The sequence below is a fragment of the Micromonospora sp. NPDC049900 genome (genome assembly GCF_044461025.1).
In the GTDB taxonomy this organism is placed as follows: Bacteria; Actinomycetota; Actinomycetes; order Mycobacteriales; family Micromonosporaceae; genus Micromonospora.
The window spans coordinates 207097-234072 of the sequence record NZ_JBITKM010000005.1 but is presented as its reverse complement, the minus strand read 5'-3'; the positions used below and the strand labels follow the sequence as shown (position 1 = coordinate 234072).

At 72.6% G+C, this 26976-nt stretch carries 26 protein-coding genes; 17 read left to right on the top strand and 9 right to left on the bottom strand.

Annotated elements, in window-relative coordinates; translation table 11 throughout:
* Window position 1: 1 nt before the first annotated feature.
* Both ACIBMZ_RS14975 and ACIBMZ_RS14970 read left to right on the top strand, forming a co-directional pair.
* Window positions 2-835, top strand: a complete 834-nt coding sequence (locus ACIBMZ_RS14975) for an alpha/beta fold hydrolase (RefSeq protein WP_396693917.1) — start codon at window positions 2-4, stop codon at window positions 833-835.
* Window positions 832-1626 carry an alpha/beta hydrolase gene (locus ACIBMZ_RS14970; protein ID WP_396693915.1) on the top strand — a complete coding sequence of 265 codons (795 nt, stop codon included), beginning with the start codon at window positions 832-834 and terminating at the stop codon, window positions 1624-1626. Before ACIBMZ_RS14975 ends, ACIBMZ_RS14970 begins: the two co-directional genes overlap by 4 nt.
* Window positions 1627-1670: 44 nt before the next feature.
* On the opposite strand, the gene ACIBMZ_RS14965 is transcribed toward ACIBMZ_RS14970, so the two are convergent.
* From ACIBMZ_RS14965 to ACIBMZ_RS14940, 6 genes are all read right to left on the bottom strand, one after another.
* A complete protein-coding gene (locus ACIBMZ_RS14965) occupies window positions 1671-2537 on the bottom strand; it encodes a lysostaphin resistance A-like protein (protein ID WP_396693913.1) in 867 nt (288 codons plus the stop codon).
* A gap of 494 nt (window positions 2538-3031) precedes the next feature.
* Window positions 3032-3487 (bottom strand): hypothetical protein, encoded by a 456-nt coding sequence (locus tag ACIBMZ_RS14960; RefSeq protein WP_396693911.1) that lies wholly within the window; start codon window positions 3485-3487, stop codon window positions 3032-3034.
* A complete protein-coding gene (locus ACIBMZ_RS14955; protein ID WP_396693909.1) occupies window positions 3484-6138 on the bottom strand; it encodes a DUF6493 family protein in 2655 nt (884 codons plus the stop codon). Before ACIBMZ_RS14955 ends, ACIBMZ_RS14960 begins: the two co-directional genes overlap by 4 nt.
* On the bottom strand, window positions 6135-7472 hold the full coding sequence (locus ACIBMZ_RS14950) for an SWIM zinc finger family protein (protein WP_396693907.1): 1338 nt from the start codon (window positions 7470-7472) through the stop codon (window positions 6135-6137). The genes ACIBMZ_RS14955 and ACIBMZ_RS14950 overlap by 4 nt, the downstream gene beginning before the upstream one ends.
* A 236-nt stretch (window positions 7473-7708) precedes the next feature.
* Window positions 7709-8938: a multidrug effflux MFS transporter gene (locus ACIBMZ_RS14945; RefSeq protein ID WP_396694175.1), complete on the bottom strand. Its 1230-nt coding sequence runs from the start codon at window positions 8936-8938 to the stop codon at window positions 7709-7711.
* Between the two features lie 234 nt (window positions 8939-9172).
* The gene (locus tag ACIBMZ_RS14940; protein WP_396693905.1) at window positions 9173-10141 is read right to left on the bottom strand and encodes a hypothetical protein; all 969 of its coding nucleotides are present in this window, start codon (window positions 10139-10141) and stop codon (window positions 9173-9175) included.
* Window positions 10142-10313: 172 nt separating this feature from the next.
* Here ACIBMZ_RS14940 and ACIBMZ_RS14935 point away from each other — a divergent pair, with 172 nt between their 5' ends.
* The 8 genes from ACIBMZ_RS14935 (at window position 10314) to ACIBMZ_RS14900 (ending at window position 17574) form a co-directional block, all read left to right on the top strand.
* Window positions 10314-10940, top strand: coding sequence for a hypothetical protein (locus ACIBMZ_RS14935; protein WP_396693903.1), 627 nt, complete (start codon window positions 10314-10316; stop codon window positions 10938-10940).
* Window positions 10941-10998: 58 nt separating this feature from the next.
* The gene (locus ACIBMZ_RS14930; RefSeq protein WP_396693901.1) at window positions 10999-11514 is read left to right on the top strand and encodes a sigma-70 family RNA polymerase sigma factor; all 516 of its coding nucleotides are present in this window, start codon (window positions 10999-11001) and stop codon (window positions 11512-11514) included.
* Window positions 11504-12355 carry a hypothetical protein gene (locus tag ACIBMZ_RS14925; protein WP_396693899.1) on the top strand — a complete coding sequence of 284 codons (852 nt, stop codon included), beginning with the start codon at window positions 11504-11506 and terminating at the stop codon, window positions 12353-12355. Before ACIBMZ_RS14930 ends, ACIBMZ_RS14925 begins: the two co-directional genes overlap by 11 nt.
* Window positions 12356-12574: 219 nt before the next feature.
* Window positions 12575-13336 carry a DeoR/GlpR family DNA-binding transcription regulator gene (locus tag ACIBMZ_RS14920; protein ID WP_396693897.1) on the top strand — a complete coding sequence of 254 codons (762 nt, stop codon included), beginning with the start codon at window positions 12575-12577 and terminating at the stop codon, window positions 13334-13336.
* A 58-nt stretch (window positions 13337-13394) separates the two neighbouring features.
* A complete protein-coding gene (locus tag ACIBMZ_RS14915) occupies window positions 13395-14756 on the top strand; it encodes an ABC transporter substrate-binding protein (RefSeq protein ID WP_396693895.1) in 1362 nt (453 codons plus the stop codon).
* 57 nt (window positions 14757-14813) lie between these two features.
* Window positions 14814-15746: a carbohydrate ABC transporter permease gene (locus ACIBMZ_RS14910; protein ID WP_396693893.1), complete on the top strand. Its 933-nt coding sequence runs from the start codon at window positions 14814-14816 to the stop codon at window positions 15744-15746.
* Complete coding sequence (locus tag ACIBMZ_RS14905; RefSeq protein ID WP_396693892.1) at window positions 15743-16585, top strand: carbohydrate ABC transporter permease; 843 nt, start codon at window positions 15743-15745, stop codon at window positions 16583-16585. The genes ACIBMZ_RS14910 and ACIBMZ_RS14905 overlap by 4 nt, the downstream gene beginning before the upstream one ends.
* Window positions 16582-17574: a zinc-dependent alcohol dehydrogenase family protein gene (locus tag ACIBMZ_RS14900; protein WP_396693890.1), complete on the top strand. Its 993-nt coding sequence runs from the start codon at window positions 16582-16584 to the stop codon at window positions 17572-17574. The genes ACIBMZ_RS14905 and ACIBMZ_RS14900 overlap by 4 nt, the downstream gene beginning before the upstream one ends.
* A 33-nt stretch (window positions 17575-17607) precedes the next feature.
* Here ACIBMZ_RS14900 and ACIBMZ_RS14895 read toward each other — a convergent pair whose 3' ends face one another.
* Both ACIBMZ_RS14895 and ACIBMZ_RS14890 read right to left on the bottom strand, forming a co-directional pair.
* Entirely contained in the window at window positions 17608-18696 is a 1089-nt protein-coding gene (locus ACIBMZ_RS14895; RefSeq protein ID WP_396693888.1) for a hypothetical protein, read from the bottom strand.
* Window positions 18693-19829 (bottom strand): SPFH domain-containing protein, encoded by a 1137-nt coding sequence (locus ACIBMZ_RS14890; protein ID WP_396693886.1) that lies wholly within the window; start codon window positions 19827-19829, stop codon window positions 18693-18695. The genes ACIBMZ_RS14895 and ACIBMZ_RS14890 overlap by 4 nt, the downstream gene beginning before the upstream one ends.
* Before the next feature lie 199 nt (window positions 19830-20028).
* Here ACIBMZ_RS14890 and ACIBMZ_RS14885 point away from each other — a divergent pair, with 199 nt between their 5' ends.
* Window positions 20029-20634: a cysteine hydrolase family protein gene (locus ACIBMZ_RS14885; RefSeq protein ID WP_396693884.1), complete on the top strand. Its 606-nt coding sequence runs from the start codon at window positions 20029-20031 to the stop codon at window positions 20632-20634.
* 8 nt (window positions 20635-20642) lie between these two features.
* The gene (locus ACIBMZ_RS14880) at window positions 20643-21566 is read left to right on the top strand and encodes a GlxA family transcriptional regulator (protein WP_396693882.1); all 924 of its coding nucleotides are present in this window, start codon (window positions 20643-20645) and stop codon (window positions 21564-21566) included.
* On the opposite strand, the gene ACIBMZ_RS14875 is transcribed toward ACIBMZ_RS14880, so the two are convergent.
* Window positions 21563-22657, bottom strand: coding sequence for a GNAT family N-acetyltransferase (locus tag ACIBMZ_RS14875; protein WP_396693880.1), 1095 nt, complete (start codon window positions 22655-22657; stop codon window positions 21563-21565). The genes ACIBMZ_RS14880 and ACIBMZ_RS14875 overlap by 4 nt on opposite strands.
* 56 nt (window positions 22658-22713) lie before the next feature.
* Between ACIBMZ_RS14875 and ACIBMZ_RS14870 the strand changes: the two genes are divergently transcribed.
* The 5 genes from ACIBMZ_RS14870 to ACIBMZ_RS14850 all read left to right on the top strand — a co-directional run bounded on the left by ACIBMZ_RS14870 (window position 22714) and on the right by ACIBMZ_RS14850 (window position 26896).
* The gene (locus tag ACIBMZ_RS14870) at window positions 22714-23163 is read left to right on the top strand and encodes a MarR family winged helix-turn-helix transcriptional regulator (RefSeq protein WP_396693878.1); all 450 of its coding nucleotides are present in this window, start codon (window positions 22714-22716) and stop codon (window positions 23161-23163) included.
* 125 nt (window positions 23164-23288) lie between these two features.
* Window positions 23289-24155, top strand: a complete 867-nt coding sequence (locus ACIBMZ_RS14865) for an ABC transporter permease (RefSeq protein WP_396693876.1) — start codon at window positions 23289-23291, stop codon at window positions 24153-24155.
* Window positions 24156-24187: 32 nt separating this feature from the next.
* Entirely contained in the window at window positions 24188-25234 is a 1047-nt protein-coding gene (locus ACIBMZ_RS14860) for a glycine betaine ABC transporter substrate-binding protein (RefSeq protein ID WP_396693874.1), read from the top strand.
* The gene (locus ACIBMZ_RS14855; RefSeq protein WP_396693872.1) at window positions 25218-26018 is read left to right on the top strand and encodes an ABC transporter ATP-binding protein; all 801 of its coding nucleotides are present in this window, start codon (window positions 25218-25220) and stop codon (window positions 26016-26018) included. Before ACIBMZ_RS14860 ends, ACIBMZ_RS14855 begins: the two co-directional genes overlap by 17 nt.
* Complete coding sequence (locus ACIBMZ_RS14850; RefSeq protein WP_396693870.1) at window positions 26015-26896, top strand: TauD/TfdA dioxygenase family protein; 882 nt, start codon at window positions 26015-26017, stop codon at window positions 26894-26896. The genes ACIBMZ_RS14855 and ACIBMZ_RS14850 overlap by 4 nt, the downstream gene beginning before the upstream one ends.
* The last annotated feature ends 80 nt before the right edge of the window (window positions 26897-26976 follow it).

Genomic DNA, 26976 nt, shown 5'->3' with positions numbered 1-26976 from the left:
GATGCCCTTCGTCACGACCGCGGACGGCGCGGAGATCTTCTACAAGGACTGGGGTGCGGGGCGGCCGGTCGTGCTCAGCCACGGCTGGCCGCTGAACTCCGACAGTTGGGAGGCGCAGGCGCTGTTCCTCGCCGGGCAGGGCTACCGGGTGATCGCGCACGACCGACGCGGGCACGGTCGCTCCACCCAGACCTGGCACGGCAACGAGATGGACACGTACGCCGACGACCTGGCCAGCCTGGTCGACACGCTGGACCTGCGCGACGTGACCCTCGTCGGGTTCTCGACCGGCGGGGGAGAGATCACCCGGTACATCGGCCGGCACGGCACCTCCCGGGTGGCCCAGGCGGTGCTGGTCTCCGCCGTACCCCCGCTCATGCTGCGCACCGACGACAACCCGGACGGCGTACCCGGGGAGGTCTTCGACGGTCTGCGGGCCGGGTCGCTGGCGGACCGGTCGCAGCTCTACCGGGACCTCGCCGACGGTCCGTTCTTCGGCAACAACCGGCCCGGCGTGGAGATATCCGCCGGGATCCGGGACGCGTTCTGGCGGCAGAGCGTGCAGGCCGGGCACCGCAACGCGTACGAGAGCATCGCGGCCTTCTCGGCCACCGACTTTCGGGGCGATCTCGCCCGGTTCGACGTGCCGACGCTGGTCATCCACGGCGACGACGACCAGGTCGTGCCCTTCGACGTCGGCGGCAAGGCGTCCGCCGCCCTGGTCAAGGACGCGACTCTGGTCGTTTACCCGGGCGCGCCGCACGGCATCACCGACACTCACAAGGAGCAGCTCGGCCAGGACCTGCTGGCCTTCCTGAAGGAGTACGACGCATGAGCACGATCGTCCTGGTGCACGGACTCTGGGTCACCTCGCGCAGTTGGGAACACTGGGTGCCGTACTTCGAGGCGCAGGGACACACGGTGTTGACGCCGACCTACCCGGGTTTCGAGGTGGAGGTGGAGGCGCTGCGTGCCGACCCGACGCCGATCGCCACGGTGACCGTCCCGGAGACCGTGGCGCACCTGGAGAAGGTCATCACCGCGCTGCCGGAGAAGCCGATCATCATGGGTCACTCCTTCGGTGGCACGCTGACCCAGCTCCTGCTCGACCGGGGACACGGCGCGGCCGGTGTCGTGATCGACTCGGCGCCGCCCGAGGGCATCCGGGTCAACCCGCCCTCGCAGATCAAGTCGCTCTTCCCGATCCTCAACAACCCGGCCAAGCGGCACCGCGCGGCCGGCTTCACCCCGGAGCAGTTCCACTACGCGTTCACCAACACGCTGCCCGAGGACGAGGCCCGCGCCGCCTACGACCGGTACGCGATCCCCGCGCCGGGTAGCTGGGTCTGGTCCTACGGCCTGCTCGCCAACTTCACCCCCGGCAAGCAGGAGACCTGGGTGAACTTCCGCAACGAGGAGCGCGCCCCGCTGCTGTTCATCGCCGGCGGCAAGGACCACATCATGCCCGCCTCGGTGAACCGCTCCAACGCCCACCACTACAAGGCGGCCGGCACCGTCACCGACTTCCACGAGTTCCCCGAGCGCTCACACTGGACGTGCGCGGAGCCCGGCTGGGAGCAGGTCGCCGACTACGCGCTCGACTGGGCCCAGCGCCACGCCGTCTGAGCCGGTGGGCTCCCGCCGGTACGCCGACGGGGGCCCACGCCGACTCAACCGGCGACCAGCATGCCGACGTCAACCCCCAGCTCCGGCGCGCAGTGCAGCAGGAACGCCGGCCACACGCTGCCGGTACGCGCCCAGATCCAGCCGAGCGCCAATCCCATCACGGTCGCGAAGAGGCCACCGGCGATGTTGACGCCCCAGACGCCGTCCAGGTCGACGAGGATGCCGTGGCCGGCGCCGAAGACCACGCTGGTCAGCACGATGCCCCAGCCGACCGGCGCGCCGAGCAGCATCCAGGGCGTACCGAAGGCCCGGTCGAGTACCGCGATCATCGCGGCCCGCCAGATCAACTCCTCGGTCAGGTTCGGGATCGTGGCGTCGTAGGCCACCTGCTCGGCGCTCACCGCCGTGGCGGCCGAGGGATCCAGCGCGACCGCCAGCGCGGTGAGCCCGACGAAACCCCCGAAGACGACGGCGATGGTGAGCAGCGCCGGCCGGGCCGAGCCGGGCGTGATGCCCAGCCGCAGGCCCGCCTCGGTCCGCGCCCACCGGTGCATCATGCCGAACAGGATGGCCAGCCAGAGCAGGTCGAGCACCTTGCCCTGCCAGTGTCGATCGAGCGCGTCGAACACCGGGAGCGGTGCCATCCGCCCGGAGACGGCGGTGAGCAGCACGAGGTAGCCGACCACGCCGACCGCGAGCCAGGTGCCGGGTGTCCGCGCGACCTGCCGCGCCGCGTCGGCACCGCGTCGGACCGCGGTGACCGCGAAGAGGACGAGAAGCGTCACGAGCAGCGTCCCGATCAGGGCCGCCCCCCAGGCCGTCGCCACCGCGACGCTCCGGGTGGCCGCACCCAGCCCGTCGGGAACGACCCACGCGTACGCGACGAAGACCACCACGAGCGGCACCAGCACGGGTACCACCCATCGGCCCGTATCCGCCGGTCGCACCGGTCGCCCGACGTCCCCCGCGCCCCTTCCCAAGATCCCCATGCGAGTCGACGCTACCCCGCGCCCGCCAGTCGGCCCGGCCGTGCTCAGCCGATGGTGCGCGGCGCGCCAGTGGTGGCCCCCCATGGCCTCGGCCCCTGTCGAGCTGACAGCACAGACGGATCGCGCCCGCCCCTTGCGCCGGTCGCGCGGAATCGCAGGGTCGTGGCCGGCTCCAGACCACAACTTCGGGGATGCTGCTGCCTCTGCCGACGTCGAGACAGCAGCATCTCGTACGCAGAGCGCGCGACGTCTGGACGACCATCGGATTCCGGCCGGCGTGCGGGAGCGTCCACAGTGGTGCCGGGCTCGGGATCGGCCGTCTGCTCGTCGGCCGGTGGGCGCACCTGGCCGGGGCGACGGTTGCGGCGATCATCGTGCCGAGGAATCGCGTCGCCATCGGCGATGGTGTGCGGTGGTCATCGCAGGGCGCGGACCGGGAGGTGGGTCGTCCCTGCGTGCGTCAGGATGCCGACCGCACTGCCGAACAGCAGGCCCCCCAACGTCGCCCACTCCGAGCCGACGACGGTCTCCAGCAGGGCGTCGAGGCCGAGACCGGCCGCGACTCCTGTCGCCAGGCCGGCGGCAAGGGCCCACCAGCGGTGCCGTACGCCCTCCGCGTGCTGGTGGAGGGCGGGCGACAGTGTGGCCAGGAGGATGAGTGTCGGCGGGTGGTAGGGGATCAGCAGCACCAGGGCGACACCGACGACCGCCCCGACGGCCAGGCCCGACAGGCCGAAGGCGACCACGTAGGGAAGGTCGGCCGGCTCGGGGTGGACGTCCGGAGAGCGTCGCCAGAAGCGCCGCCAGTTGTCGGCGGGAGACCGCCCGGGTGCGGCCCGGGCGGTCTCCGTCGTCGGCGGTGGTTCGCTCACAGGTTCCCCAGCGCCTGGTGCAGGCGGCGGGACTCGGTGACCAGGCGGCTGGATCCACCTCGGGCGGCCACCTCGGCGAGACCGGGCACGTCGAGGCGTACCCCGGTGGCGGTGGCGGTCTCGGTGGCCAGGGTCAGCATGTCGATGGTGCCGCGTGGCGGGGCGGGTGGGGTGAGCAGTGCGGGCAGTGTGGCGGCCAGCAGCCGCCACACGGTCAACGGTGCGCCGGCCTGGGCCGCGTCGCGGAGGGGCTCGACGACCCGCGACAGTTTGACCCTTTCCCCGGTGACCAGGGTGCCGAGCGCCGTGCCGGTGCCCGTCGCGTCGAACTGGTCGGCGGCGGCGAGCGTGAGCAGGGCGTCCAGGGTGGCGACGCGGTCGGTGGCGTGTCGGGCGCCGAGGCCGTACGCCATCGCCAGGGCGAGGGCGATCCCGCCGGGACCGGTGGTCTCCGCGAGCAGCGGCAGCACCGCCGTGCCGTCCCGTTGGTCCAGGTCGGCGGTGTTCGCGACGAGGGGGAGGACGGAGGCGGCGACGACGCCCCGGTGGCCGGGCAGCAGCGAGGGCCACAGGTTCACCCAGCCGGTGTGCTCCACGCCGATCGAGGACGGGGGCAGGGTGAGCAGGCCGTGGGGGTCGGTGTGGCCGTCGGGTGGGCTCAGCTCGACCAGGAGCCGCTCCGGCGGCATGTACGGATGGTCCCAGTTGTACTGGCCCTTCCGCTTGCGGTGCAGGGTGCTCTGCCGCATCACCGGTTGCGGCAGGCCACCGTCGCGCAACCAGGCGGCGAGGCGGTCACCGGCCGGGGTGCCCAGCGCCGCCGCCTTCCCGGCGACCGCCTCGTCGGCCCCGGTCGGCAGCCGCAGCAACGCCTGGGTCAGGTCCCAGTGTCCGGGCGTACGCCCACCGAGCGCGGCGAGCCGTTCCACCAGGACCATCGGGTCGAGGGCGCCGTTGGCGGACGTGGGCAGCGCCAGCAGGCCGGTGTCGCCCCGGTCGGTGACGTGTGCGCCGATCTCGGCGAGCCGGGCGCGCAGCAGCCGGTGCACCGGGGGCACCCGGGGGCCCGTGCCGACCAGCTCCGGCGCCGACGGTTCGCTGCGGCGGAGCGCGGCGAGCAGCGCCTGCCATCGGGACCGGGGTTGGGCGGGCTGCTCCACTCCGGCGCTGGAGAACACGTCGACCAGCACCTGGCAGAGGCAGAGCGGGTCGTACCGGTGTTCGTTCGCCCAGGACCAGTGTTGGCGTTCGATCACCGGGTCGAGGGCGGCGCGTACCCGCACGGCGTCGGTGGCGGTGAGCCGGACCAACCCGTCCAGGATCCGTTCCAGCGACGCGCCTTCGTACCGGGTGCCGAGCAGCGCGGCGACCTCCTCGGCCAGCTCGTCGACATCGGTGATCGGCTCGGGGGCCGGGGCGGGTGGCGTCGGGGCGGGCAGGTCGTCGCCGCGCGGGGCGGTGACCGCCGCGCCGAGGTCGGGTGGGACCGGCGCGACGCCGTGGCGGGCGGCCAGGGTGGTGGCGCGGTCGCGCAGCTCGATGGCGGGATGGTCGGCGCCGAGCGCGATCACCTCGGCGATCCCGGCGGCCCGGTCGGGGTGTCGGCGGGCCAGCTTGTCGAGCCAGGTGAGCTGGGTGCGGACCAGCGCCTTGTCGGGGCGGGTGAGTACCTGGCGGGAGGCGTCGAGGACCGACTCCAGCTCCAGGTCGGGCACCTGACGCAGCGCCTTCTGCGCCATGGTGGCGACCGGTGCGGGCGCGTCGGTGAGCAGGCGCAGGTAGTCGGTGGCGTGCGCGGCGATCTCGGCGGTGCTCAGCGCGAGCAGGCCGAGCAGGGTGGTGAAGGCACGCAGCGCGGCCGGTCGGTCACCCCGCAGCAGGCGGCCGAGCGCACCGTCGACGAGTGCCGCCCGGTCGATCACCCCCTCGGCGGCGAGTTGCACCAGCGCGGTCGGCAGGGCGTGCCGTTCCCGGTCGGCCCACCTCTTCCAGACCACGTCGAACATCATCTGCGTGCCGATGCCGTCCACCTCGAACAGCCGGGGCAGCATGGCCGGCAGGAACGGGTCGTCGCGCAGGCGGTCCGCCACCGGGGTCGGGCTGCCCCGGCGGCCCCGGTCGGGGAACTGCACGGCGGTCAGCCACTGCTGCACCGAACGGTCGTCGGTGGGCGGCGGCGCCCCCTCGGCCTGCAACAACGCGGCGACGAACTGCCACCGGTCGGCCCCGGACCGATCGTTGAACCGCGCGGCCACCCGGTAGGCCAGGTCACCGAGCCAGGTGACGCCGCGTTCCTCGGCGACGGCGAGGACCAGTCTGGCCGCGCGTTTGCCGTCCACCGGCACCGAGGCGCGCCCGATGATCGCGGCGGCCTGGGCGGCGGTCGGCAGGCAACCGACGACGGCGACCGCGAGCGCGGTGCCCGGCCCGGAGGTCCACCAGGTCTCCCTGTCCCGCTTCTTGAACCAGGCGGTCAGTTCCGGGCCGATCTCCCGGCGGCGCTGCTCGGGCAGCCCGGCCAGCGCCTCCGCGACCTGTTCGGCGGAGCCGTTGCCGACCAGGTCGAACAGGTCGCTGGTGCCGCCTTCGGCCAGCTCCCGCCGACGTCGCGCCATGCTCGTGATGATGTCGACCTGCGTGGGACGCCTCATACCCGCTCCTCGACCCGGTTGGTGACCATCATGCGGGCGGCCAGGGCGTGCCGGCACGGCCCCCGTTCCCCCCGGTGCTTGGCCCACCAGGGGCAGGTGCAGGTCAGCGCGCCGTCGGGCAGCAGCCGGACCCGGTACACCTGGTCGCCGCTGCGGATGGTGGCCGACGCCCCGTCCACCTGCACCGCTCCGGCGTCGAGCAACGCCCGCGCGCCGACCAGCCGGGGATTGTCGCGTTCGGCCCGGCCCGCGTCGTACGGCATGACCCGGTGGAAGTACGCCGCCTCGGAGACGTCGTACCCGACGCGGCCGGCGGTGCCGAGTTGCGCCAACGCGCCCCGTACCCGGTCGGCATCGATACCCGCCTCGCCGGCCAGCCGGTCCACGTCGACGGTCGGGTCCCAGGACAGCAGCGCGGAAACCAATTCGGCGTCGTCGACCACGTCGTCACCGGCGAGCGCGGTCAGCGCCGCGCCCTCGCCGGAGAAGCCACGGTAGGGCTCGGGGGAGAGGGTCAACGACAGCCGCAGCGCCCCGGTGTCCAGCTCCCACACGCTGGGCAGCGGCGCGGAACCGGCCCGCACCGTCGGACCGTACACCCGGAGGGTCTTTGCGAAGCGCAGCATCGGGTGCAGCGCGACCAACCGGCTCGGCCCGGCCAGGCAGACCGCGCCGGGGACCGGACGGGAGGTCAACCGCAGCGACCGGCCGGCCGGCACCACCCACAGCACCGAGCGGCTGCCGCCCTTCGGCAGCCGCCGCAGGAACGCGGTGGCCTCGGCCGCCGACAGCTCCGCGCGGGGCTCGAAGCGGGCGGCGAGCACCTGCACCTCGGCGAAGCCGCGCAGCCAGCGCACCGGCAGCGGGACCTTCTTCTCGACCACCTCGCCGTCCATCGTCGAGACGGTCAGGTCGTCGGGGCCGACCGACATGTGCAGCGGGTCCAGCCCGCCGACCCGGGACAACGCCTCCCGAAGCGGCGTGTTGACGTCCACGTTGGTGGTGCCGTGCTCGACCACGTCACCGTCGAGGCCCTCGGGCAGCGCGTCGAGGCGCGCGTACACGCCGCAGCAGCCGGAGAAGGACTCGAAACGCAGCCGGTCACGGCTGCCGGTGACCACCGGGTCGAGGCTGGCCGGGTCGACCGGCCGGTGATATCGGGTGCGGGCCACTTCGGCGACCGCCAGCAGGCCGACGGCCGCCGCCTGCGGCGTGGTCAGGAAGCCACGGAAGAAACGGGGGTTCGGGGCCGGACCACCGCTGGTCTGGAGGGCGAGCGCGCCGTCGCCGAGCGCGGAGGGGGCGAGATACCGGTACGTCTGCACTGCGTTCACGCCGTCGGACGGTAGAGCACCCCTGCGACACGAGTCGGCACGCGCTCCTTTCGTCACCGGTGGTCGGTACCGTCCGCCCATGTACACGACCGGGATCACCGCGCACGTGCGGGCACCCCGCCCGGCGGTCTACCGGGTCCTGCTGGACCGCGACGCGGTCGCGGACGTCACCGGCGAACCTCGCCCGCCTGGTCGAGGCGGGCGAGGACCCCCGATAGCCGGAACGGGACCGGCGGTCAGTGGAGCGCGACGGCCAGCGGCTTCGCGTCGGGCTCCGGGGCGTCGAGCTGCCTCGGCCGCACCACGAGGTGCAGCACGACCAGCGCCGACCCCATGCCACCGGCCACCACCACGGCCATCGCCACCGCCCCGTTGCCGAGGACCCCGACCATCGGCGCGGCCACCGCGCCGACACCGAACTGCACCGCGCCGAGCAGCGCGGAGGCGGTGCCGGCGGCCTCGCCGTGCCGGGTCAGCGCCACGGCCGGGGCGTTCGGCAGGGCCAGGCCGGCGGCGGCGAGCACCACCCACAGCGCGGCGAGCAGTGCCGGCAGGCCGCCGAGCCCGGTCGCGGCGAGACCGAGCAGCGCCAGACCGGCGACGGTGCCGACCAGCAGGGCTCCGGCCAGGATCCGCTGCGGCGGATGGCGACGCAGCAGGCGGACGTTGGCCTGGGTGGCCGCGATCAGGCCGATCGCGCCCGCCCCGAAGGCGAACCCGAACTGCTGCTCGTCGAGGCCGTACTGCTCCTGGAGGACGAACGAGGAGCCGCTGACGTAGGCGAAGATCGACGACATCGCCAGCCCGGCCACGAGCACCAGCCCGACGTAGGGTCGGTCGCGCAGCAGCGAGCGGTAGAGACGCGCGGTGGGGACCACACCGCCGCGCTGACGGCGGGCCGGCGGCAACGTCTCCCGCAGACCGAACACGGCGACCAGCGTCAGCAGGACGCCGAAGACGGCGAGCGCGGCGAACACGCCCTGCCACCGGGTCCAGCGCAGCAGTTCGCTGCCGAGCGTCGGGGCGAGGACCGGCGCGGCCCCCATCACCAGCAGCAGGCGGGACAGCACCTGCGCGAAGGCCGTACCGCTGAACAGGTCGCGGACCACGGCCATGGCGATCACGGCGGCGGCTGCCGCGCCCAGGCCCTGGACCACCCGCAGCGCGCCGAGCACGGCGACGTTCGGGGCGAGCGCACACAGCACCGAGGCGACGATGTGCAGCCCGGTGCCGGCGATCAGCGGCTTGCGTCGACCGACGGCGTCGGAGAGCGGGCCGATCAGCAGTTGGCCGAGGGCGAGCCCGACCAGCGTGCCGGTGAGGGTCAACTGGACCGCCGCCGAGCTGGTGCCGAGGTCCTCGGCGATGGCCGGCAGCGCCGGAAGATACATGTCGATGGTGAGCGGCCCCACCGCGATCAGGGAGCCGAGGACGAGGATGAGCCGTACGCGTTGCCGGGGACTCATCAGGTCGCCCGGCATCAGCGCGCCCGGCGGCGGGGCGCTCATCGGAGGATCTCCGGCCGGTCCGGACGCTGAGCAGGCAGTGGTGCGACGGTCATATCTGGCTCCAACCCGCAACCGGCGAGCTGATTCCCGGTCGACGTATTGGTAACGCAACTCACAGCCGGTCGGGCGTGGGTGACCGCCCGGTCGTCGGGTGCGGGCGGGCTGTCGCGCGGACGGCCCGCCCGCGGGTCGTCACGACCCGATCAACGACCGGTGGACCTGCTGGTCTGCACCCTGCACGAAGAGGTGAACGTGACCGCCGTAGACAGTGGTGCCGGGTGCCGAGACCAGGTCGACCGGGCCGGTCGCCGTCGACCACCGCGACCAGGCGGAGGTGTTCAGCGTGTACGCGACGGTGCGGACCGTCCCGGCGGCGACGTCGCTGACGTACAGCCGCAGGTCGCCGCCGTACACCTCGGCGGCCGGGCCGGACGGAGCGCCCGCCGAGCCGGGCACCGTGGACCAGTTCGTCCAGGTGCCGGTGGACAGGTCGTACCGGACGGTGCGGAGACTGCCGACCGGGCCACGGACGAACACCCACAGCCAGCCCCCGTAGACCGCGGTGGCCGGCGCGGAGGTCGCGGCCTGCAGACCCGCCAGCGTCGACCAGGCCGACCAGGTGCCGGTGGAGAGGTCGTACCGGGTGGTGCGCAGGGCACCCGCCGTTGCCCGGACGAACAGGTGCAGGTGACCGCCGTACACCGCGACGGCCGGCTCCGACGTGGCGGCGCCCGACCCGGGCACCGGCGACCAGGCCGACCAGGTCGCGGTCGTCAGCGAGTACCGGGAGGTCCGGATGGTGCCCGCCGGTCCCCGGACGAAGAGGTGCAGCTCGCCGCCGTAGAGGACGACCGCCGGGGCGGAGGCCGCCCGGGCCGGACCCGGCACGGTCTGCCAACCCGACCAGGCCTCGGTCTGCAGGGAGTACCGGTTGTGCACCACGCTGTCGTCGGGGCCTTCGGCGACCAGGTGCACCTCGCCGCCGTAGACGGCGGCCGCCGGCCGGGACAGCACCGGGGCGCTTCCGGGCACGGCCGTCCAGCCCGGGGGTGACGACGTCGGTGCCGGGGCGGCGGCGGCCGGTGCGGCGGACAACACGGTGCCGACGAGAGTGAGAGCGAGCAGGTGGCTGATCAGCCGTACGCGACGCGTCGATGACATGGCTGGCTCCAAGGTGGACGGTGATGGGGAGCATACCGCTCTCGGGCGGCGCGGATGAGTGATCGTGCGTCGTGGTGAAACCACCGTCGTGCCCCAGGCGTCATCAGGCTGTACGGACCGACACCCGGACCGGTCGGACGGGCTCGGGGCGATGACCGGAAGGTGGGAGGCCATGATGGTGACGGGTAGGTGGCTCGCCGGTACGGGCCTGGTGGCGCTGGTCGCCGCCGCGGTGGGGGTGTACGGGGTGGCGTCGGCGTCCGAGAGTGCGCCACCGGCGGTCGGGCCGTTGTCGATGGCGGCGCCGTTCGTCGCGCCGAAGCCGACGCCGACGCCGTCCGTGGAGCCGGTACTCTCCGGCACACGTCGGGTCACGATCGTCCGGGTCGGCGCGTTCGAGTCCGGGCTGTCGTTGCTCGACGGCGGGCGGCTGACAGAGGTGGACGACGACCGGGGGCGGCAGGTGTTCGTGCCGACCCCGGTGGGCGGGCAGGAGTTCCTGATCAAGTCGTACCACGGCGGCGGCACCGGGCAGCCGCTCTGCTGGCAGACGTACAACCCGGGCGACAGTCGGCCGCTCGTGGTGCGGGGTGCCACCTGTCGGGCCGGTGACCCGCTCCAGCGGTTCGTCATCACCGGGGCACAGGGCGGCGGCGCGCGCGAGTTCGTGATCAGCAACAGTTGGGCCTACCTGCGGACGACCGCGCGCAACGGGCTGATCCTGGAGGAGTTGGGCGACGCGTCGCCGTTCGACAGCTTCCGCTTCAACGACACCGGGCCCGCGCCTCGGCACGGCTGACGTTCGGCGGGGATGCGGCATGACCAGGAGCGACCGGATCGGCTGGAGACCGTGATCGATGCGCGACGCTGACGAGTTCGACGCCTTCTACTCCGCGTCGGCCCAGCGGGTGCTGGGCCACCTCTACGCGATGATCGGCCGTCGGGCCGAGGCCGAGGACGCGGTGGCGGAGGCGTACGCCCGGGCCTGGGACCGGTGGGCGACCGTCCGCGAGTGCGACAGCCCGGAGGCGTGGGTGCGCAGCGTCGCGTACCGGGTGGCGGTGAGCGCCTGGCGTAAGGCGGTCAATCGGCTCACCGCGCACCGACGGCAGGCCGCCGAGGAACAGGTCGAGGGCAGCTCGGTCGACCACGTGGCGATCGTGGCCGCGCTGCGCCGCATCCCCGCAGAACAGCGCCGGGTGGTGGTCCTGCACCATCTGGTGGGCCTCAGCGTGGCGGAGATCGCCACCGAGGCGGGCACGAACGTGAACACCGTCAAGACGCGGCTCGCCCGGGGGCGACGCGCGCTCGCCGCCCATCTGGGCGACGACGAGCAGCAGGTGACCAGCGGAGGGAGGGGACATGACCGCTGACCGTGAGCTGGACGACGCCCTGCGCGGGTTGGCCCGGCACGGCGGGCGGGGCCGGGTCCACGCCGCCGCCGAGATCCGGCGTCGGGGGGACCTCCGCCGTCGCCGTCGACACGTCGCGACCGTCACGGTCGGAGTCCTCCTGGTCGCCGCGCTCGGTGCGGGCACCGCCGCCATCCGCCTCGCCGGGCCGCCGCACACCATCCCGGTCGGGCCGGCCGGACCGACCCCGGTGCCGGCCACCGCGCCTCCCGAGGTCACGCCGGGTCCCGACGTGGTCGATCCCTCCACTGGCTCGTCGAGTCCCTCCACCGTGTCGTCGCGCCCCGCGCCGAACGGCACCCGGCCGTCCGGGACGGACCCGTCCCGTCCCGTCTCGGGCGCCTCCGGTTCCCCGTCGGCGGGCGGCGGAGGGGTGCTGTCCGGGCAGCGGCGGGCCACCGTCGTCCGGGTCGACGGGATCGGCGGGGTGTCGCTGCGCGCCGAGGGCGGTCTCGGCGAGGTCGACGGGGACGAGGGCGACCAACTGTTCGTCTTCGTGCCGCAGGGCGGCGACACCTATCTGGTCCGGGTCGCCGGGGCGGGTGACACCTGCTGGGAGTCGCGCTCCTCGGGCAGTGCGGCGCTGCGGGTGGTGGGCGCCGCCTGTGACCCGGACGCGCCGAGGCAGCGGTTCTCGATCGTGCGGGACGGGCAGCGCGGTGGCGCGCCCGCGTACGCGATCAGCAACCTGTCCGCGTACCTCCAGCACTCGCCGACCCGGGGGCTGATCCTGGAGGAACTGGGGGACGCGTCGCTGGGCACCCACTTCCGGCTGGTCGACAACGGGCCTGCGCCGAACTGACGAGGCGACGCCCGACCGGGCGCAGCGGGTACTTATCGGGCAACCGGGGGCACCAAACGGGCGGTCGTTATGCGTGGTAAAGATTCCATGCCCGTTATGTGTTGCCCGTTCGGGCTGGCTAGCGGGCAACAAACCCACCAGAATCACCCGCATGTGACCGGAGTCACCTCACGGTCCACGGTGGTACAAAAAGACACACACGCCGACGGGAGGTGCACAGTGGACGCGAACCAGCGCCGCCACCACATCCTCGCCGTGGCACGCCGGCAGGGTGACGTCGACGTCCGTGACCTCGCCGTCGAGCTGAGCGTCGCGCCGGAGACCATCCGTCGCGACCTGAGCCTGCTGGCGCAGCAGGGCCTGGTCCGCCGGACGCACGGCGGGGCCTACCCGATGGAGACCGCCCGCTTCGAGACGACCCTGGAGACCCGGGCCACCCGGATGGTCGTGGAGAAGCGGCGGATCGCCACCGCAGCCGTGGAACACCTCGGCGACGCCGAGTCGATCTTCATCGACGAGGGCTACACCCCGCAGCTCATCGCCGAGGCGCTGCCCACCCACCGGCAACTGACCGTGGTCACCGCCTCGCTGCACACCGCGGCGACGCTGGCCGCGTACCCGTCGGTCACGGTGCTGTTGCTCGGCGGCCGGGTGCGCGGACGCACGCTGGCCACCGTCGACCACTGGGCCACCCGGATGCTCGCCGGCTTCGTCATCGACCTGGCCTACGTCGGGGCCAACGGCATCTCCCGCAAGCACGGGCTGACCACACCCGACCCGGCCGTGGCCGCGGTCAAGGCCCAGGTGATGTCGGTGGCCCGGCGAGTGGTGTTCGCCGGGGTGCACACCAAGTTCGGCGGGCACAGCTTCTGCCGGTTCGCCGACGTGGCGGACCTCGACACCGTCGTCACGGACACCGCGCTGCCGGCCTCCGAGGCGCACCGCTACTCACTGCTCGGCCCGGTGGTGCTGCGCGTCTGAGCGCCCCGGCCGAGACGTCCCCTCACCCTCACCTCACCACCACGCACGGAGGTTCGCTGTGCCCAGAACACGATCTCCTCGCCGATGGCGCGGCACGCTCGCCGTCGGTCTCGCCGTCGCGCTGGTCTCGACCGCCTGCTCCGGAGCCGGCGGTGGGTCGTCCGGCGACGGCACGGCCATCACGGTGCTGATGGTCGGCAACCCGCAGATGGAGGACCTGGCCAAGGTCACCGCCGAGAACTTCACCAAGGACACCGGGATCACCGTCCGGTTCACCATCCTGCCCGAGAACGAGCTGCGCGACCGGGTCACCCAGGACGTCGCCACCCAGGGCGGCCAGTACGACGTGGCCACCATCGGCGCGTACGAGGCGCCCATCTGGGCGCAGAACGACTGGCTGCACGAACTCAGCTCGTACGCCGACGGGGACACCGGCTACGACAAGGGCGACCTGCTCGAACCGATGGTCGCCTCGCTCTCCGGCCAGGACGGCAAGCTCTACGCCGCACCGTTCTACGGCGAGTCGTCGTTCCTGATGTACAACAAGGAACTCTTCGCGGCCAAGAACATCACCATGCCGGAGCGCCCGACCTGGCAGCAGGTCGCCGGGTTCGCCGCCCAACTCGACGACAAGGACAAAGGGATCTCCGGCATCTGCCTGCGCGGGCTGCCCGGCTGGGGCGAGCTGTTCGCGCCGCTGACCACCGTGGTGAACACGTTCGGTGGCACCTGGTTCGAGAAGGACTGGACGCCGAAGGTCAACGCGCCGGAGTTCACCGAGGCGACCAAGTTCTACGTCGACCTGCTCCGCGCGCACGGGCAGCCGGGCGCACCGCAGTCCGGGTTCACCGAGTGCCTGAACACGTTCGGCCAGGGCAAGGCGGCCATGTGGTACGACGCCACCTCCGCCGCCGGCACCCTGGAGGACCCGAACTCCAGCACCGTCGCCGGCAAGGTCGGCTACGTGTACGCGCCGGTGGAGAAGACCGACTCGTCCGGCTGGTTGTGGGCGTGGGCGCTGGCGATGCCGAAGACCACCAAGAACGCCGACGCCGCCTGGAAGTTCATCTCCTGGGCCACCGGCAAGGAGTACGAGCGGCTGATCGGCGGCTCGCTCGGCTGGTCCCGGGTGCCGGCCGGCAAGCGGCAGTCCACCTACGAGATCGCCGAGTACCGCGAATCGGCCGGCGCCTTCGCCGACATCACGCTCAAGTCCATCCAGGAGGCCGACCCGGTCGACCCGGGCGTGCAGCCCCGGCCCGCGCTCGGGGTGCAGTTCGTCGGCATCCCCGAGTTCGCCGACCTCGGCACCAAGGTCTCCCAGGAGGTGTCGGCGGCGATCGCCGGCCAGAGCACCGTCGAACGGGCGCTCGCCGACGGCCAGCGGTTGGCCGAGGAAGCCGCCAGCAAACACCGGTAGCCGCGCGTCGGGGCCGGTCGACCGGCCGGCCCCGACCCTGCCCTGTGAGGCGGATCGATGACCACGACCACCACCACCGACCCGGACGCGAGCGCGCGTCCCGCCGTCCGTCCCACCCGGCCGGACCGTAAACAGCGCTGGGCCCGCCGCGCCCCGCTGCTGCCCGCACTGGTCTTCGCCATCGTGGTGACCCAGCTCCCGTTCCTGTTCACCCTCTACCTGTCCACCCAGAGCTGGAACGCGTTGCGCCCGGGCAGCCAGGAGTTCATCGGGCTGGCCAACTACGCGACCGTGCTCAGCGACGCCCGGCTGCGGGCCGCCCTGGTCAACACCGTGGTGCTCACCGCCTCGTCGGTGATCGTCTCGGTGCTGCTCGGCCTCGGCCTGGCGATCCTGCTGGACCGGAGGTTCCCCGGCCGGGGCATCGTGCGGACGCTGCTCATCACCCCGTTCCTGGTGATGCCGATGGCGGCGGCGCTGCTCTGGAAACACGCCATCTACAACCCGTCGTACGGCCTGATCAACGGCATCTTCGGCGGCAGCACCGACTGGGTGTCGCAGTACCCGATGGTGGCCGTGGTCGCCTCGCTGGTCTGGCAGTGGACCCCGTTCATGATGCTGATCATCCTGGCCGGGTTGCAGGGCCAGTCCCTGGAGACGTTGGAGGCCGCCCGGGTCGACGGTGCCGGACCCTGGCAGACCTTCACCCGGATCACGCTGCCCTACCTGCGGCCCTACCTGGAACTCGGTGCCCTGCTCGGCGCGATCTACCTGGTGCAGACGTTCGACGCGGTCTTCACGATCACCCAGGGTGGTCCCGGGCGGGCCACCACCAACCTGCCGTACGAGATCTACCTGACCACCTTCCGCAAGTTCGAGTACGGCGAGGCCGCCGCAGCCGGTGTGGTGGTGGTGATCGGCACGATCGTCGTCGCCACCTTCGCGCTGCGGTTGCTCTCCAGCCTGTTCCGGATGGAGGACGCGCGATGACGCGTACCGCTGCCCCGGTCCGGCGCGGCGCGGGCTTCACCGGCGCGGTCTGGACCGTGCTGGCCTGGCTCGCCGGGCTGTTGTTCTTCCTGCCGGTGGCCTGGATGGTGCTCACCGGCTTCAAACGCGAGGTGGACGCCGCCAGCAACCCGCCGGCCTGGTTCTTCACCCCGGTGCTCGACGGCTACCGGCAGGTCTTCGACCGCGACCTCATGCCGTACCTGCTCAACTCGCTGATGGCCAGCGTGATGTCCACGCTGCTGGTGCTGCTGCTGGCCACCCCGGCCGCGTACGCGCTGTCCATCCGGCCGGTCGCCAAGTGGCGTGACGTGCTGTTCTTCTTCATCAGCACCAAGATGCTGCCGGTGGTCGCCGCGCTGCTGCCGATCTACCTGCTGGTGCAGAACCTCGGCATGCTGGACAACGTCTGGACCCTGGTCGTGCTCTACACGGCGATGAACCTGCCGCTGGCGGTCTGGATGATGCGCTCGTTCATGCTGGAGGTGCCGACCGCCCTGATCGAGGCGGCGGCGATGGACGGCGCCAGCCTGCCGGTCACCATCCGGCGGATCCTGTTGCCGATCGTCGCGCCCGGCCTGGCCGCCACCGCGCTGATCTGCTTCATCTTTAGCTGGAACGAGTTCTTCCTCGCGGTCAACCTCACCGCCACCAGGGCCGGCACCTCGCCGATCTTCCTGGTCGGCTTCGTCACCTCCGAAGGGCTGTTCCTGGCCCGGCTCTGTGCGGCCGCGACGATCGTGTCGTTGCCGGTCGTGCTGGCCGGCTGGATCGCCCAGAAACAACTCGTCCGAGGACTCTCCATGGGGGCGGTCAAGTGAAGGCAGCAGTCATCGTCACGCCGGGTCAGATCAGCGTCGAGTCCGTACCGGACCCCACGCCCGGCCCCCGGGACGTGGTCGTCGAGGTGGCCGGCAGCGGGATCTGCGGCACCGACCTGCACATCATGGACGGCGAGTTCGCGCCCGCGTACCCGATCGTGCCGGGCCACGAGTTCGCCGGCACGGTGGTCGCGGTCGGCGGCGACGTCACCGAGGTCCGGGTCGGCGACCCGGTCGCGGTGGACCCGTCGCTGCACTGCGGCGAGTGCTACCAGTGCCGGCGTGCCCGGGGCAACCTGTGCGAACGGTGGAACGCCATCGGCGTGACCGTCGCCGGGGGGGCGGCCGACTACGCCCTCGCCCCGGTCCGCAACTGCGTGGTGCTGCCCGAGGGCGTCGCACCGGCCGACGCGGCCCTGATCGAGCCGCTGTCCTGCGCGGTACGCGGCTTCGACGTGCTGCCCCGGCGGCTCGCCGACCACTACCTGATCTACGGCGCGGGCACGATGGGCCTGATGATGCTCGAACTCGCCAAACGGTGCGGCGCGGCCACGGTCAGCGTGGTCGACCCGAACCGGGACCGCCTCGCCACCGCCGTCGCGCTGGGCTGTTCGGCGAGCGCGGCGGGTGCGGACGAGCTGGACCGGGCGCGCGGCTGGGACGTGGTGATCGACTGCACCGGCGTGCAGGCGGCCATCGAAGACGGCCTCGGTCGGGTCGCCCCGGCCGGCACGTTCCTCCAGTTCGGCGTCTCCGAGTACGCCACCCGGGTGCCGGTCGAGCCCTACCGCATCTACAACAAGGAGATCACCGTCACCGGGTCGATGGCGGTGCTGCACAGCTTCGAACGCGCCGCCGAACTCTTCGCCGTCGGGGTCCTGGACCCGGCCGTCTTCATCAGCCACCGGTACCCGCTGGAGAAGTACGCCGACGCGATGGCGCAGTTCCGGGCCGGTGTCGGTCGCAAGATCCAGATCGCCGCCGCATGAGGTGCGCGGCAGCGTCCCCGATCCGAGCCGGGCCTAGCGACTCAGCACGAACGCCAGCACGATCGCGGCGACCAGCGCCACCGCGGCCAGCACCGCGGCAGCGATCTTCGCCTTGCTGTACGGACGTTCGCCGATCACCTCGCCGGTGCGGGCGTTGACCAGGATCTGGTACGACCGCCCGGCGTGCAGGTAGGCGGCGATCCAGACCGGCAACAGCATCAGCTTGTACGTCACGTCCGAGTAGCTGGTGTCGACGGAGTCGACGCGCTGTTCGTCGCCACCGATGTCGCGGCGGCAGTCGGCGGTGATGACCGGCGCCATCCGGGTCTTCGCCGTGGCCAGCCCCGCCTCCGGCTCGGTGTCGTAGCGCAGCGCGTGATAGCCGGCCAGGTAGTCCCCGTGGTACGCGACCGCCTCGGTCAGCGGCCACGGGGCCAACCGGTCCAGTTGCTGCTCCGGCAGATACCGGGTGGCCGGGACCAGCACGTCGTCGAAGTCCCGCCGCACGGTGCCACCGGCCGGATACCACCGGGTGCGGCGTACCTGCCGGGTCCGCACCTCTGTCTTGCCGTCGACGATCACCGTGTAGTTCTCGGTGACCCAGTAGTGCTGGCCGCGCTGCCCCCGGTACTGCGACACGGTCCGCGCGTCGAAGGTCCAGTGCGGCAGGTAGGTGCCCTTGAGCGTCTCCGCCTCGCTGACCTTCTTGAGGCTGTTCGGGGCGAACCAGCGGCTCCGGCACCAGGTGCCCAGTGCCGTCCGTACGCCGGAGCGGTCCACCACGAACGGCAGTACCCCCTCCGGGGCGATCAGGCTGCCCGTCGCCTGGTCGGCCACCAGCGGCGCGGCGCAGAACTGGCAGCGCTTCGCCAACGCGTCGCTCTCGGTCCGGGCGCCACAACCCGGACAGACGAAGGTGTACGCGCCGACCTGCGCCACCGGCTTGCGCGCCAGTGTCGCCAACTGGGCGTACGCGTGCTCGCGGACCCCCCGACCGGCCCCGGCGATCTCCTGCTGGCTGCCGCAGTACGGGCAGCGCAGCACCGCCGCGCCCGGCGCGTACTCGACCCGGGCGCCACAGCCGCCGCATCCGAACGTCGGCGGCACGGTCGCGCCGCTCATCGCGGCGGCAGCGGCGGCGGGACGCTGGCCAGCACCGAGGCGAGCTCGGGAAGCTGTCCGGCGGGCTGCCACTGTGCCATGCCGGACCGCCAGGCCAGGGTGTCCGGGCCCAGCGCGCCGGCGGCCACCTGGGCGGCCAGCCCACCGAGGTCGAACGGGCCCTGCCGCTGCCCGTCCACGCCGATGAACCACTGGGTCTGGGTGGGCAGCGGCGGCGGCTCCGCGCTCGGCGGTGTCGGGGCGTGCGCCGCCGGTGCGGGTTGCGCGGGCGCGGTCTCGCCGGCCATCGTGCGGGCCATCTGCTGCCCCATCGCCATGCCCATGCCCAGGCCGACGCCGGCCCCCGCCTCGCCGCCCGGGTTGCGCGCCGCCTCCTCCAACGCGGTCGCGGCCTGGAACTGCGTGAACCGGTTCAGGTCACCGACCGCGCCCATGCTGGTGCGCTTGTCCAGCGCCCGCTCCACCTCCGGCGGCACGGAGATGTTCTCGATGACGAAGGTCGGGATCGCGATGCCGACGTCGGCCAGTTCCGCCGTCAGCACCCCGGCCAGCCGCCGGCCGATGGCGTCCTGGTGGGCGGCCAGGTCCAGCAGCGGTACGCCGGCCGTGGCCAGCGCGCCGCCGAGCCGTCCCACGATGAGCTGCCGCAGGTACTCCTGCACCTCCTCGGTGCGGAACTGCGGATCGGTGCCGACCAGCTCCCGCAGCAGACGCTGCGCGTCCACCACCCGGGCCGCGTACGCGCCGAACGCGCGCAGCCGGACCACGCCGAACTCGGCGTCGCGCAGGATCACCGGGTTCTGGGTACCCCACTTCATCTCGGTGAACTGCCGGGTGTTGACGAAGTACACCTCGGCCTTGAACGGCGAGTTGAAGCCGTACTTCCAGCCCTTGAGGGTGGACAGGATGGGCAGGTTGCGGGTTTCCAGGGTGTAGGTGCCGGGCGGGAAGGCGTCGGCGATCTGCCCCTCGTTGACGAACACCGCCGTCTGCGACTCGCGCACGATCAGCTTGGCGCCCATCTTGATCTCGTTCTGGTGTCGGGGGAAGCGCCAGACGATCGTGTCCCGGCTGTCGTCCAGCCACTCCACGATGTCGACGAACTCGCCCCGGAGCCGGTCCATGAGTCCCATCCCGTACCTCCCTGTCGGCCACGTGATCATCGTCGTCGCGGGCGACCGTATCAACCGGTGACCAGCAACTCCGCCGAGGTGCGGGCGGAGGCCGGATGCCGGACCGCCGCCCACGGCTTGCGGGGATGACCGGATCGTTCCGCAGCCGAGCCCGATCGTGGCTGGTCATGGCCGGATTCGGCGGGCCACCATGGTCGTCATGAGCAGCGCACTTCTCGTCATTGACGTACAGGAGTCCTTCCGCCGACAGGAGATCTGGGCGGCCACCTCCAATCCGGGCATCGTCGGCCAGGTGAACCGCCTGGTCGACGCGGCACGCAGCGCGGGCGACCCGGTCTTCTGGGCGCTGCACGCCGAGCCGGGTACCGGTAACCTGTTCGACCCGGACCGGGGCTTCGTCCGGCTGATGGACGGGCTGCGGCCCGCCGCGGACGAGCCGGTCCTGACCAAGTACGTGCACAACGCCTTCACCACCACCCGCCTGCACTACCTGCTCACCGCCGCCGGGATACGCGAGCTGGTGATCTGCGGGATCCGGACCGAGCAGTGCTGCGAGACCACCGCCCGGGTCGCGGCGGATCTCGGCTACGCGGTCACGTTCGTGGTCGACGCGACCGCCACCACCCCGATCGCGCACCGGGACGCCCCGGCCGACCGACCGCTCACCGAGATCCTCGCTGACCCGCGCACGCTCGGCACCGACGAGATCGTCGCCCGCACCGAGTACGCGCTGGCCGGACGGTTCGCCACCATCCGTACCGTCGACGAGGTGACCGGCGCGGCGGTGGCCCTCGCCACGGGCTGAGGTCGTCGATGGCCACGGTGGTCTTCCTGCTCGTGCCGCAGGTGCACCTGCTCGACCTGGCCGGTCCGGCCCAGGTCTTCTCCACTGCGAGGGCTCAGGGGCACCCGTACGACCTGCGGTACGTCGCCGAGCAGGACGAGGTGGTGACCGCACAGGGGCTGCCGGTGCGCGCCAGCGTCGACTGGCCCGCACTGGGCCCGGCCGACCTGGTCGTCGTCCCCGGCTGGCGGTCACCGATCTCGCCCGGCACCGGGCGGCTGGATGCGGCGACCCTGGACCGGCTTACCGCGCATCACGCGGCCGGAGGGACCGTGGTGAGCGTCTGCGCGGGCGCCGACGCCCTCGGCCGCGCGGGCCTGCTGGACGGGCGGCGGTGCACCACCCACCACGGGGTGCAGGACGAACTGGCCCGCCGGTATCCGGCGGCCACCGTGCTGCGGGACCGGCTCTACGTGGTCGACGAGCGGGTGGCCACCTCCGCCGGTATCGCCAGCGGTATCGACCTGGCGCTGCACCTGGTGGCGACGCGGCACGGGCCCGCCACGGCCGCGCGCGTCGCCCGCGAGATGGTGGTGTACGCGCGGCGCAACGGACACGAACGGCAGGACAGCGTCATGCTGCGGCACCGCGCCCACCTCAGCGACGTGGTGCACCGGGCCCAGGACCTACTCGACGAACGGTTCACCGAGCCGCTGCCGCTGGGCGAGCTGGCGCTGGCGGCGGGGGTGAGCGAACGGACACTGACCCGCCTGTTCGGTGCCTCGACCGGGCTCACCCCGCTGCGGTACCAGCAGTTGCTGCGGGTCGAGCGCGCCGAACACCTCATCGGGCACGGCGTCACGGTGGAGGCCGCCGCCCGGGCGGTCGGTTTCGCCGACGCCCGGATGCTGCGCCGGCTGCGGGCCCGGACGGCGGCACCCACCGTCGGCTAGACCGGTGCGGCGACCGGGCGGCGGGGCTTGACCAGGTGGACGACGCCCTGTGCGGCGTCGACCTCGGTCACCGTGTAGCCGGCCCGTTCGTACACCCCGATGTTGCGGGTGCTGCGGTGACCGGTGTACAGCGCGTGGTGCGTGGTGGTCTCCGGGGCCTGCGACTCGGCGTGGGCGAGCAGCCAGGAACCGATCCCCCGACCGGCCTGGTCGGGGGCGACCATCAGACGGCCGACCAGCCAGGCTTCCCCGTCGGCGCGGGCCCGCACCGACCCGATCAGGCGGCCGTCACGGCGCAGGCACCAGATCCGCCAGGTCGACGTGGAGGCACCCAGGTCCGCGAACGACTCCTGCAACGGCGGCAGGTCGAGGGTGTCGTTGACGATCGCCTCCTGCACCCAGCAGCAGCGCTGGAGCACGAACAACTCGGCCAGGTCCTCGTCGCGGACCTCGGCCAGGGTCAGCCCGTCGACCGGCCCGGCGGTGAGCGTCGGGGGCGTGGGTGCCCGCAGTGGGCGCAGGGAGCGGGCGACCCGGTCGAGTTCGCGCAGCACGGCGCGCGCGCCGTCGGTCAGCGTGGGGCAGTCGACCACCTGTCCGTCGCGGGTGTGCTCGGCGAGGCGCAGCGCGACGGTGGCCCCGATCGGCACCATCCGCAGCGTGGTGACGACCTGCTTGGCCATCTGCACCGCGCGGGTGCCCGCCGAGGTGTTGCCGTAGCTGACGAACGCCACCGGCTTCCACGCCCACTCCTGGTAGAGGAAGTCGAGGGCGTTCTTCAGCACCGCCGGCATGCCGAAGTTGTACTCCGGGGTGACCACCACGAACGCGTCGGCGGCGGCGACCCGGCGACTCCACTCGCGGGTGTGCTCGTGGGCGTACTCGCCGCGCGAGGGGTGCTCGGGCTCGTCGAACATCGGCAGCCCGACGTCGGCCAGGTCCGCGACCTCCACCCGGGTCCCGTGCCGGGTGGCGTCGGGCGCGACGGCGGCGACGAACCAGTCGCCGACGGCCGGACCGAGTCGGCCGGGCCGGGTGCTCGCGACGATGACGAGGACGCGCAGGGGTGCGGACGGAACAGTCGATGACATGTCAACGAACGTACCCGTCGTTTCGATGACATGTCAACGACGGGTACGGTGGTGGTATGGCGACACCGTGGCTCAGTGCTGACGAGGAGCGGGCCTGGCGGGCGTTCCGGCGTCTGCTCGTCGCGCTGCCCGCCCGCCTGGACCGGGACCTGGCCCGCGACTCGGGGCTCTCTCCGGCGGACTACGAGGTGCTCAGCACGCTGTCGGAGAAGCCGGACCGTCGCTGGGCGCTCAAGGACCTCGCCGCCAAGATGGAGTGGTCCCGCAGTCGGCTCTCCCACCACACCACCCGGATGCAGGCCCGGAGGCTCGTCACCCGGGAACCCGACCCGCAGGACGCCCGAGGGTGCCTGCTGCGCCTGACCGACGAGGGCTTCGGCGTGCTGGAACGCGCCGCGCCGCAGCACGTGGCGTCGGTGCGCGCCCGCTTGCTCGACCACCTCGACCCCGACGAGCTGGCGCTGCTCCGCGACCTCTCCACCCGCATCGCCGACCTGCCGGACTGAGTGGCGCGCGGTCGTCGCCGCGGGTATCGGTGGCGATCGTTCCACGCCGTGGGCGAGGTCTTGCCTAATGCCCTACTAAAGCTGTAGGAAAAGCAGGCTATGTGGTCGTCGAGGGGAGAGAACGCGTGAGCACCGTCGTCGCCGTGCCGACCGCGGGTGCCGATGCCGGTGCTCCGCCACCGACACGGTCACCCCGTCCCTCGTGGCGTGCGGGCCGGACGCGCCGGATCGCCCTGCGCGCCGTCGCCCTCCTCGTCCTGCTCGGACTCTGGCAGGCGCTCGCGGTGCTCACCGACAACCCCACGTTCATCCCGTCCCCGGGCGCGGTATGGGACCGTCTGGTGCAGACCTCCAGCACCCACGACGGGGTCCGGGGCTACAGCGGACACCTGCTGATCGAGCACCTCGGCGTGAGCCTGCGCCGCATCCTCGTCGGCTCCCTGGTGGGCGTCGGCGCCGGGCTGGTGCTCGGTCTGGTCATGGGCACCGTCCCCTGGGTACGCGTGGCGGCCGAGCCGGTGGTCACGTTCGTCCGCGCGCTCCCCCCACTGGCCTACTTCAGTCTGCTCATCATCTGGTTCGGCATCGACGAGACGCCGAAGCTGTGGCTGCTGTCGATCGCCGCGCTGCCTCCGGTGGCCGTCGCCACCGCCTCGGCCGTCACCGCCGCCCCGGCCACCCTGGTGGAAGCCGCCCGCGCGCTGGGCGGTGGACGGTGGGCGGTCACCCGGGACGTGGTGCTGCCACACGCGCTCCCGGAGATCTTCACCGGCATCCGGCTCGCCGTCGGCATCGCGTACTCGTCGGTGGTCGCCGCCGAGACCATCAACGGCGTACCGGGCATCGGCGGCATGGTCCGCGACGCGCAGCGGTACTCGCAGACCGACGTGGTGGTGCTCGGCCTGTTCGCCATCGGCCTCTCCGGCCTGCTCATCGACGCGCTGCTGCGCGCCGCCGAGGACCGGCTCGTCCCCTGGCGCGGTCGAGGCTGACCGTGCCGTCCCGATTCGAGAATGGACAATCCGTGGACCGACGTTTCACCCGTGCCGTCACCGCGAGCCTGCTGCTGCTCTCCACCGTCGGGCTCGCGGCCTGCGGCGACGGCGCCGCCAGCGGCGGTGGCGACCCGCAGGACAGGACCATCCGGCTCGCCTACCAGGCGTTCCCGAGCGGTGACCTGGTGGTGAAGAACCAGGGGCTGCTGGAGAAGGCGCTGCCGGACTACGACATCACCTGGACCAAGTTCGACTCCGGAGCGAGCATCAACACCGCGTTCGCCGCCGGCAGCGTGGACATCGCCGCGATCGGCTCGTCCCCGGTCGCCCGGGGACTCTCCGCACCGCTGAACCTGCCGTACAAGGTCGCCTTCGTCCTCGACGTTGCGGGCGACAACGAGGCACTGGTGGCGCGCAACGGGAGCGGCGTCGCCGCCGTCACCGACCTGCGTGGCAAGAAGATCGGCACCCCGTTCGCGTCGACCGCGCACTACAGTCTGCTCGCCGCGCTCGACCGGGCCGGTGTGCGGGAGTCCGAGGTGACCCTCGTCGACCTGGAGCCGCAGGACATCCAGGCCGCCTGGACCCGTGGCGACCTCGACGCCGCGTACACCTGGCTGCCGTCGCTGGACGAACTCAAGAAGACCGGACAGGTCCTGGTCACCAGCCGGGAACTGGCCACCGCGGGCAAGCCGACGCTGGACCTCGGCGTGGTCTCCACCGCGTTCGCCGAGGCCCACCCCGACGCGGTGGACGCCTGGCGCAGGGTGCAGGCACAGGCACTGGACCTGATCGCGACCGACCCGGCCGCCGCCGCCACCGCCGTCGGGGCGGAACTGAACCTCAGCGCCGAGGACGCCCGGCACCAGTTGAGCCAGGGCGTGTTCCTCAAGCCGGCGGAGCTGTCCGGCCCGGAGTGGCTCGGTACGCCGGAGAAGGTCGGCGGGCTCGCCGACAACCTGTACGCCGCCGCCGTGTTCCTCAAGGCGCAGCACAAGATCGACGCGGTGCCGGACCGGTCGGTCTTCGCCGAGGCGATCTACACCAGGGGACTGCCGGGTGTCCTCCAGCCCTGACGACGCGGTCGAGATCCGCGACGTCACCCACGTCTACGGCACCGGCCCCGACGCGGTGACCGCACTGGGCCCGGTGGACCTCCGGGTTCCGCCGGGCAGCTTCCTGGTCCTCGTCGGCGCCTCCGGATGTGGCAAGAGCACGTTGTTGCGGCTGATCGCCGGATTCGAGCGCCCGACCAGCGGCACGGTCACCGCGGCGGGCGTGACGCCGGTGCCCGGCCGCAACGCCGGTCTGGTGTTCCAGCAGCCCCGGCTGCTGCCCTGGCGGACGGTCGGTGGCAACGTCGGTCTCGGGCTGCGGTACGCCGGCGTGCCGCGCGCCGAGCGGACCCGCCGGGTGCCCGAGCTGCTGGACCGGGTCGGGCTGCCGAACGTGGCGCACCGGCGCACCTGGCAACTCTCCGGAGGGCAGCAGCAGCGGGTCGCCATCGCCCGGGCGCTGGCCGTGGAGAACCCCCTGTTGCTGCTCGACGAACCCTTCGCGGCCCTCGACGCGTTGACCCGCGAACGGCTTCAGGAGGACCTGCGGACGGTCAGCGCCGACACCGGCCGCACCTGCGTGTTCGTCACCCACAGCGTGGACGAGGCGGTGTTCCTCGGCAGCCGGGTGGTCGTCCTGACCAGCCGCCCGGGACGCGTCGCACTCGACCTGGACGTCGACCTGCCGCGTACCGGTGTCGAGCCGGACGAGCTGCGCGGCTCACCGGAGTACGCCGCCCTGCGCGCCACGATCGGCCACGCCGTCCGTACCGCCGCCGTCCGAACCGAAGGGACACCACGATGACCGACACCCTCGTCGACCTGGCTCTGGATCCGCTCGGACCGCACTTCGGCGCGGAGGTACGCGGGCTGGACCTCGACCGGGCCACCGACGCCGAACTCGCCGCGGTACGCGCGGCTCTGGTGGATCGCAAGGTGCTGTTCTTCGCCGACCAGCACCTCGACGACGACGGACAGGTACGCCTCGGTCGCCGACTCGGGGACCTGACCGCCTCGCACCCGGTGGTCGGCGGGGTGGACGAGGCGCACCCGGAGGTCTACGCGCTGGACAGCGCCGACAACGGCTTCGCCGACGTCTGGCACACCGACGTCACGTTCGTCGCCCGTCCGCCCCTGGGATCGATCCTGCGCGCGGTCACCCTTCCACCGACCGGGGGTGACACGACCTGGGCGGACAGTCAGCTCGCGTACGACTCCCTCGCCGAGCCGGTGCGGCGGCTGGTGGACGGGTTGGTCGCGGTGCACGACGGCAACCGCGAGTTCGGCTACTACCTCGCCCAGCGGCGCGGCGGTCGGGGCAGCGTCTGGGACGGCGAGGTGGTCACCCGGCTCGATCCGGTGGAGCACCCGGTGGTGCGGGTGCACCCGGAGACCGGCCGCCGGGGCATCTTCGTCAACCCGGGCTTCACCTCGCACGTCGTCGGCGTCTCCGAGGCCGAGAGCCGCGCGATCCTGGATCTGCTCTACGCCCACCTCACCAAGCCCGAGCACCTGGTGCGGCACCGCTGGCGGGCCGGCGACGTGGCGATGTGGGACAACCGCAGCACCGCCCACTACGCCAACCGCGACTACGGCGACGCGCGCCGGGTGGTGCACCGGATCACCCTGCGGGGCGACCGCCCCAGCGGTCCGGTCACGCCGTGGCGGGGCCTGCCGCGCTGAGCGGGAGCGGGCGTCGTGCCACCCGTGTCGCGGCCGGGTCGTACTTTCGGTCGGGCCGCCTCCTGCCGGGGACCGGTGCG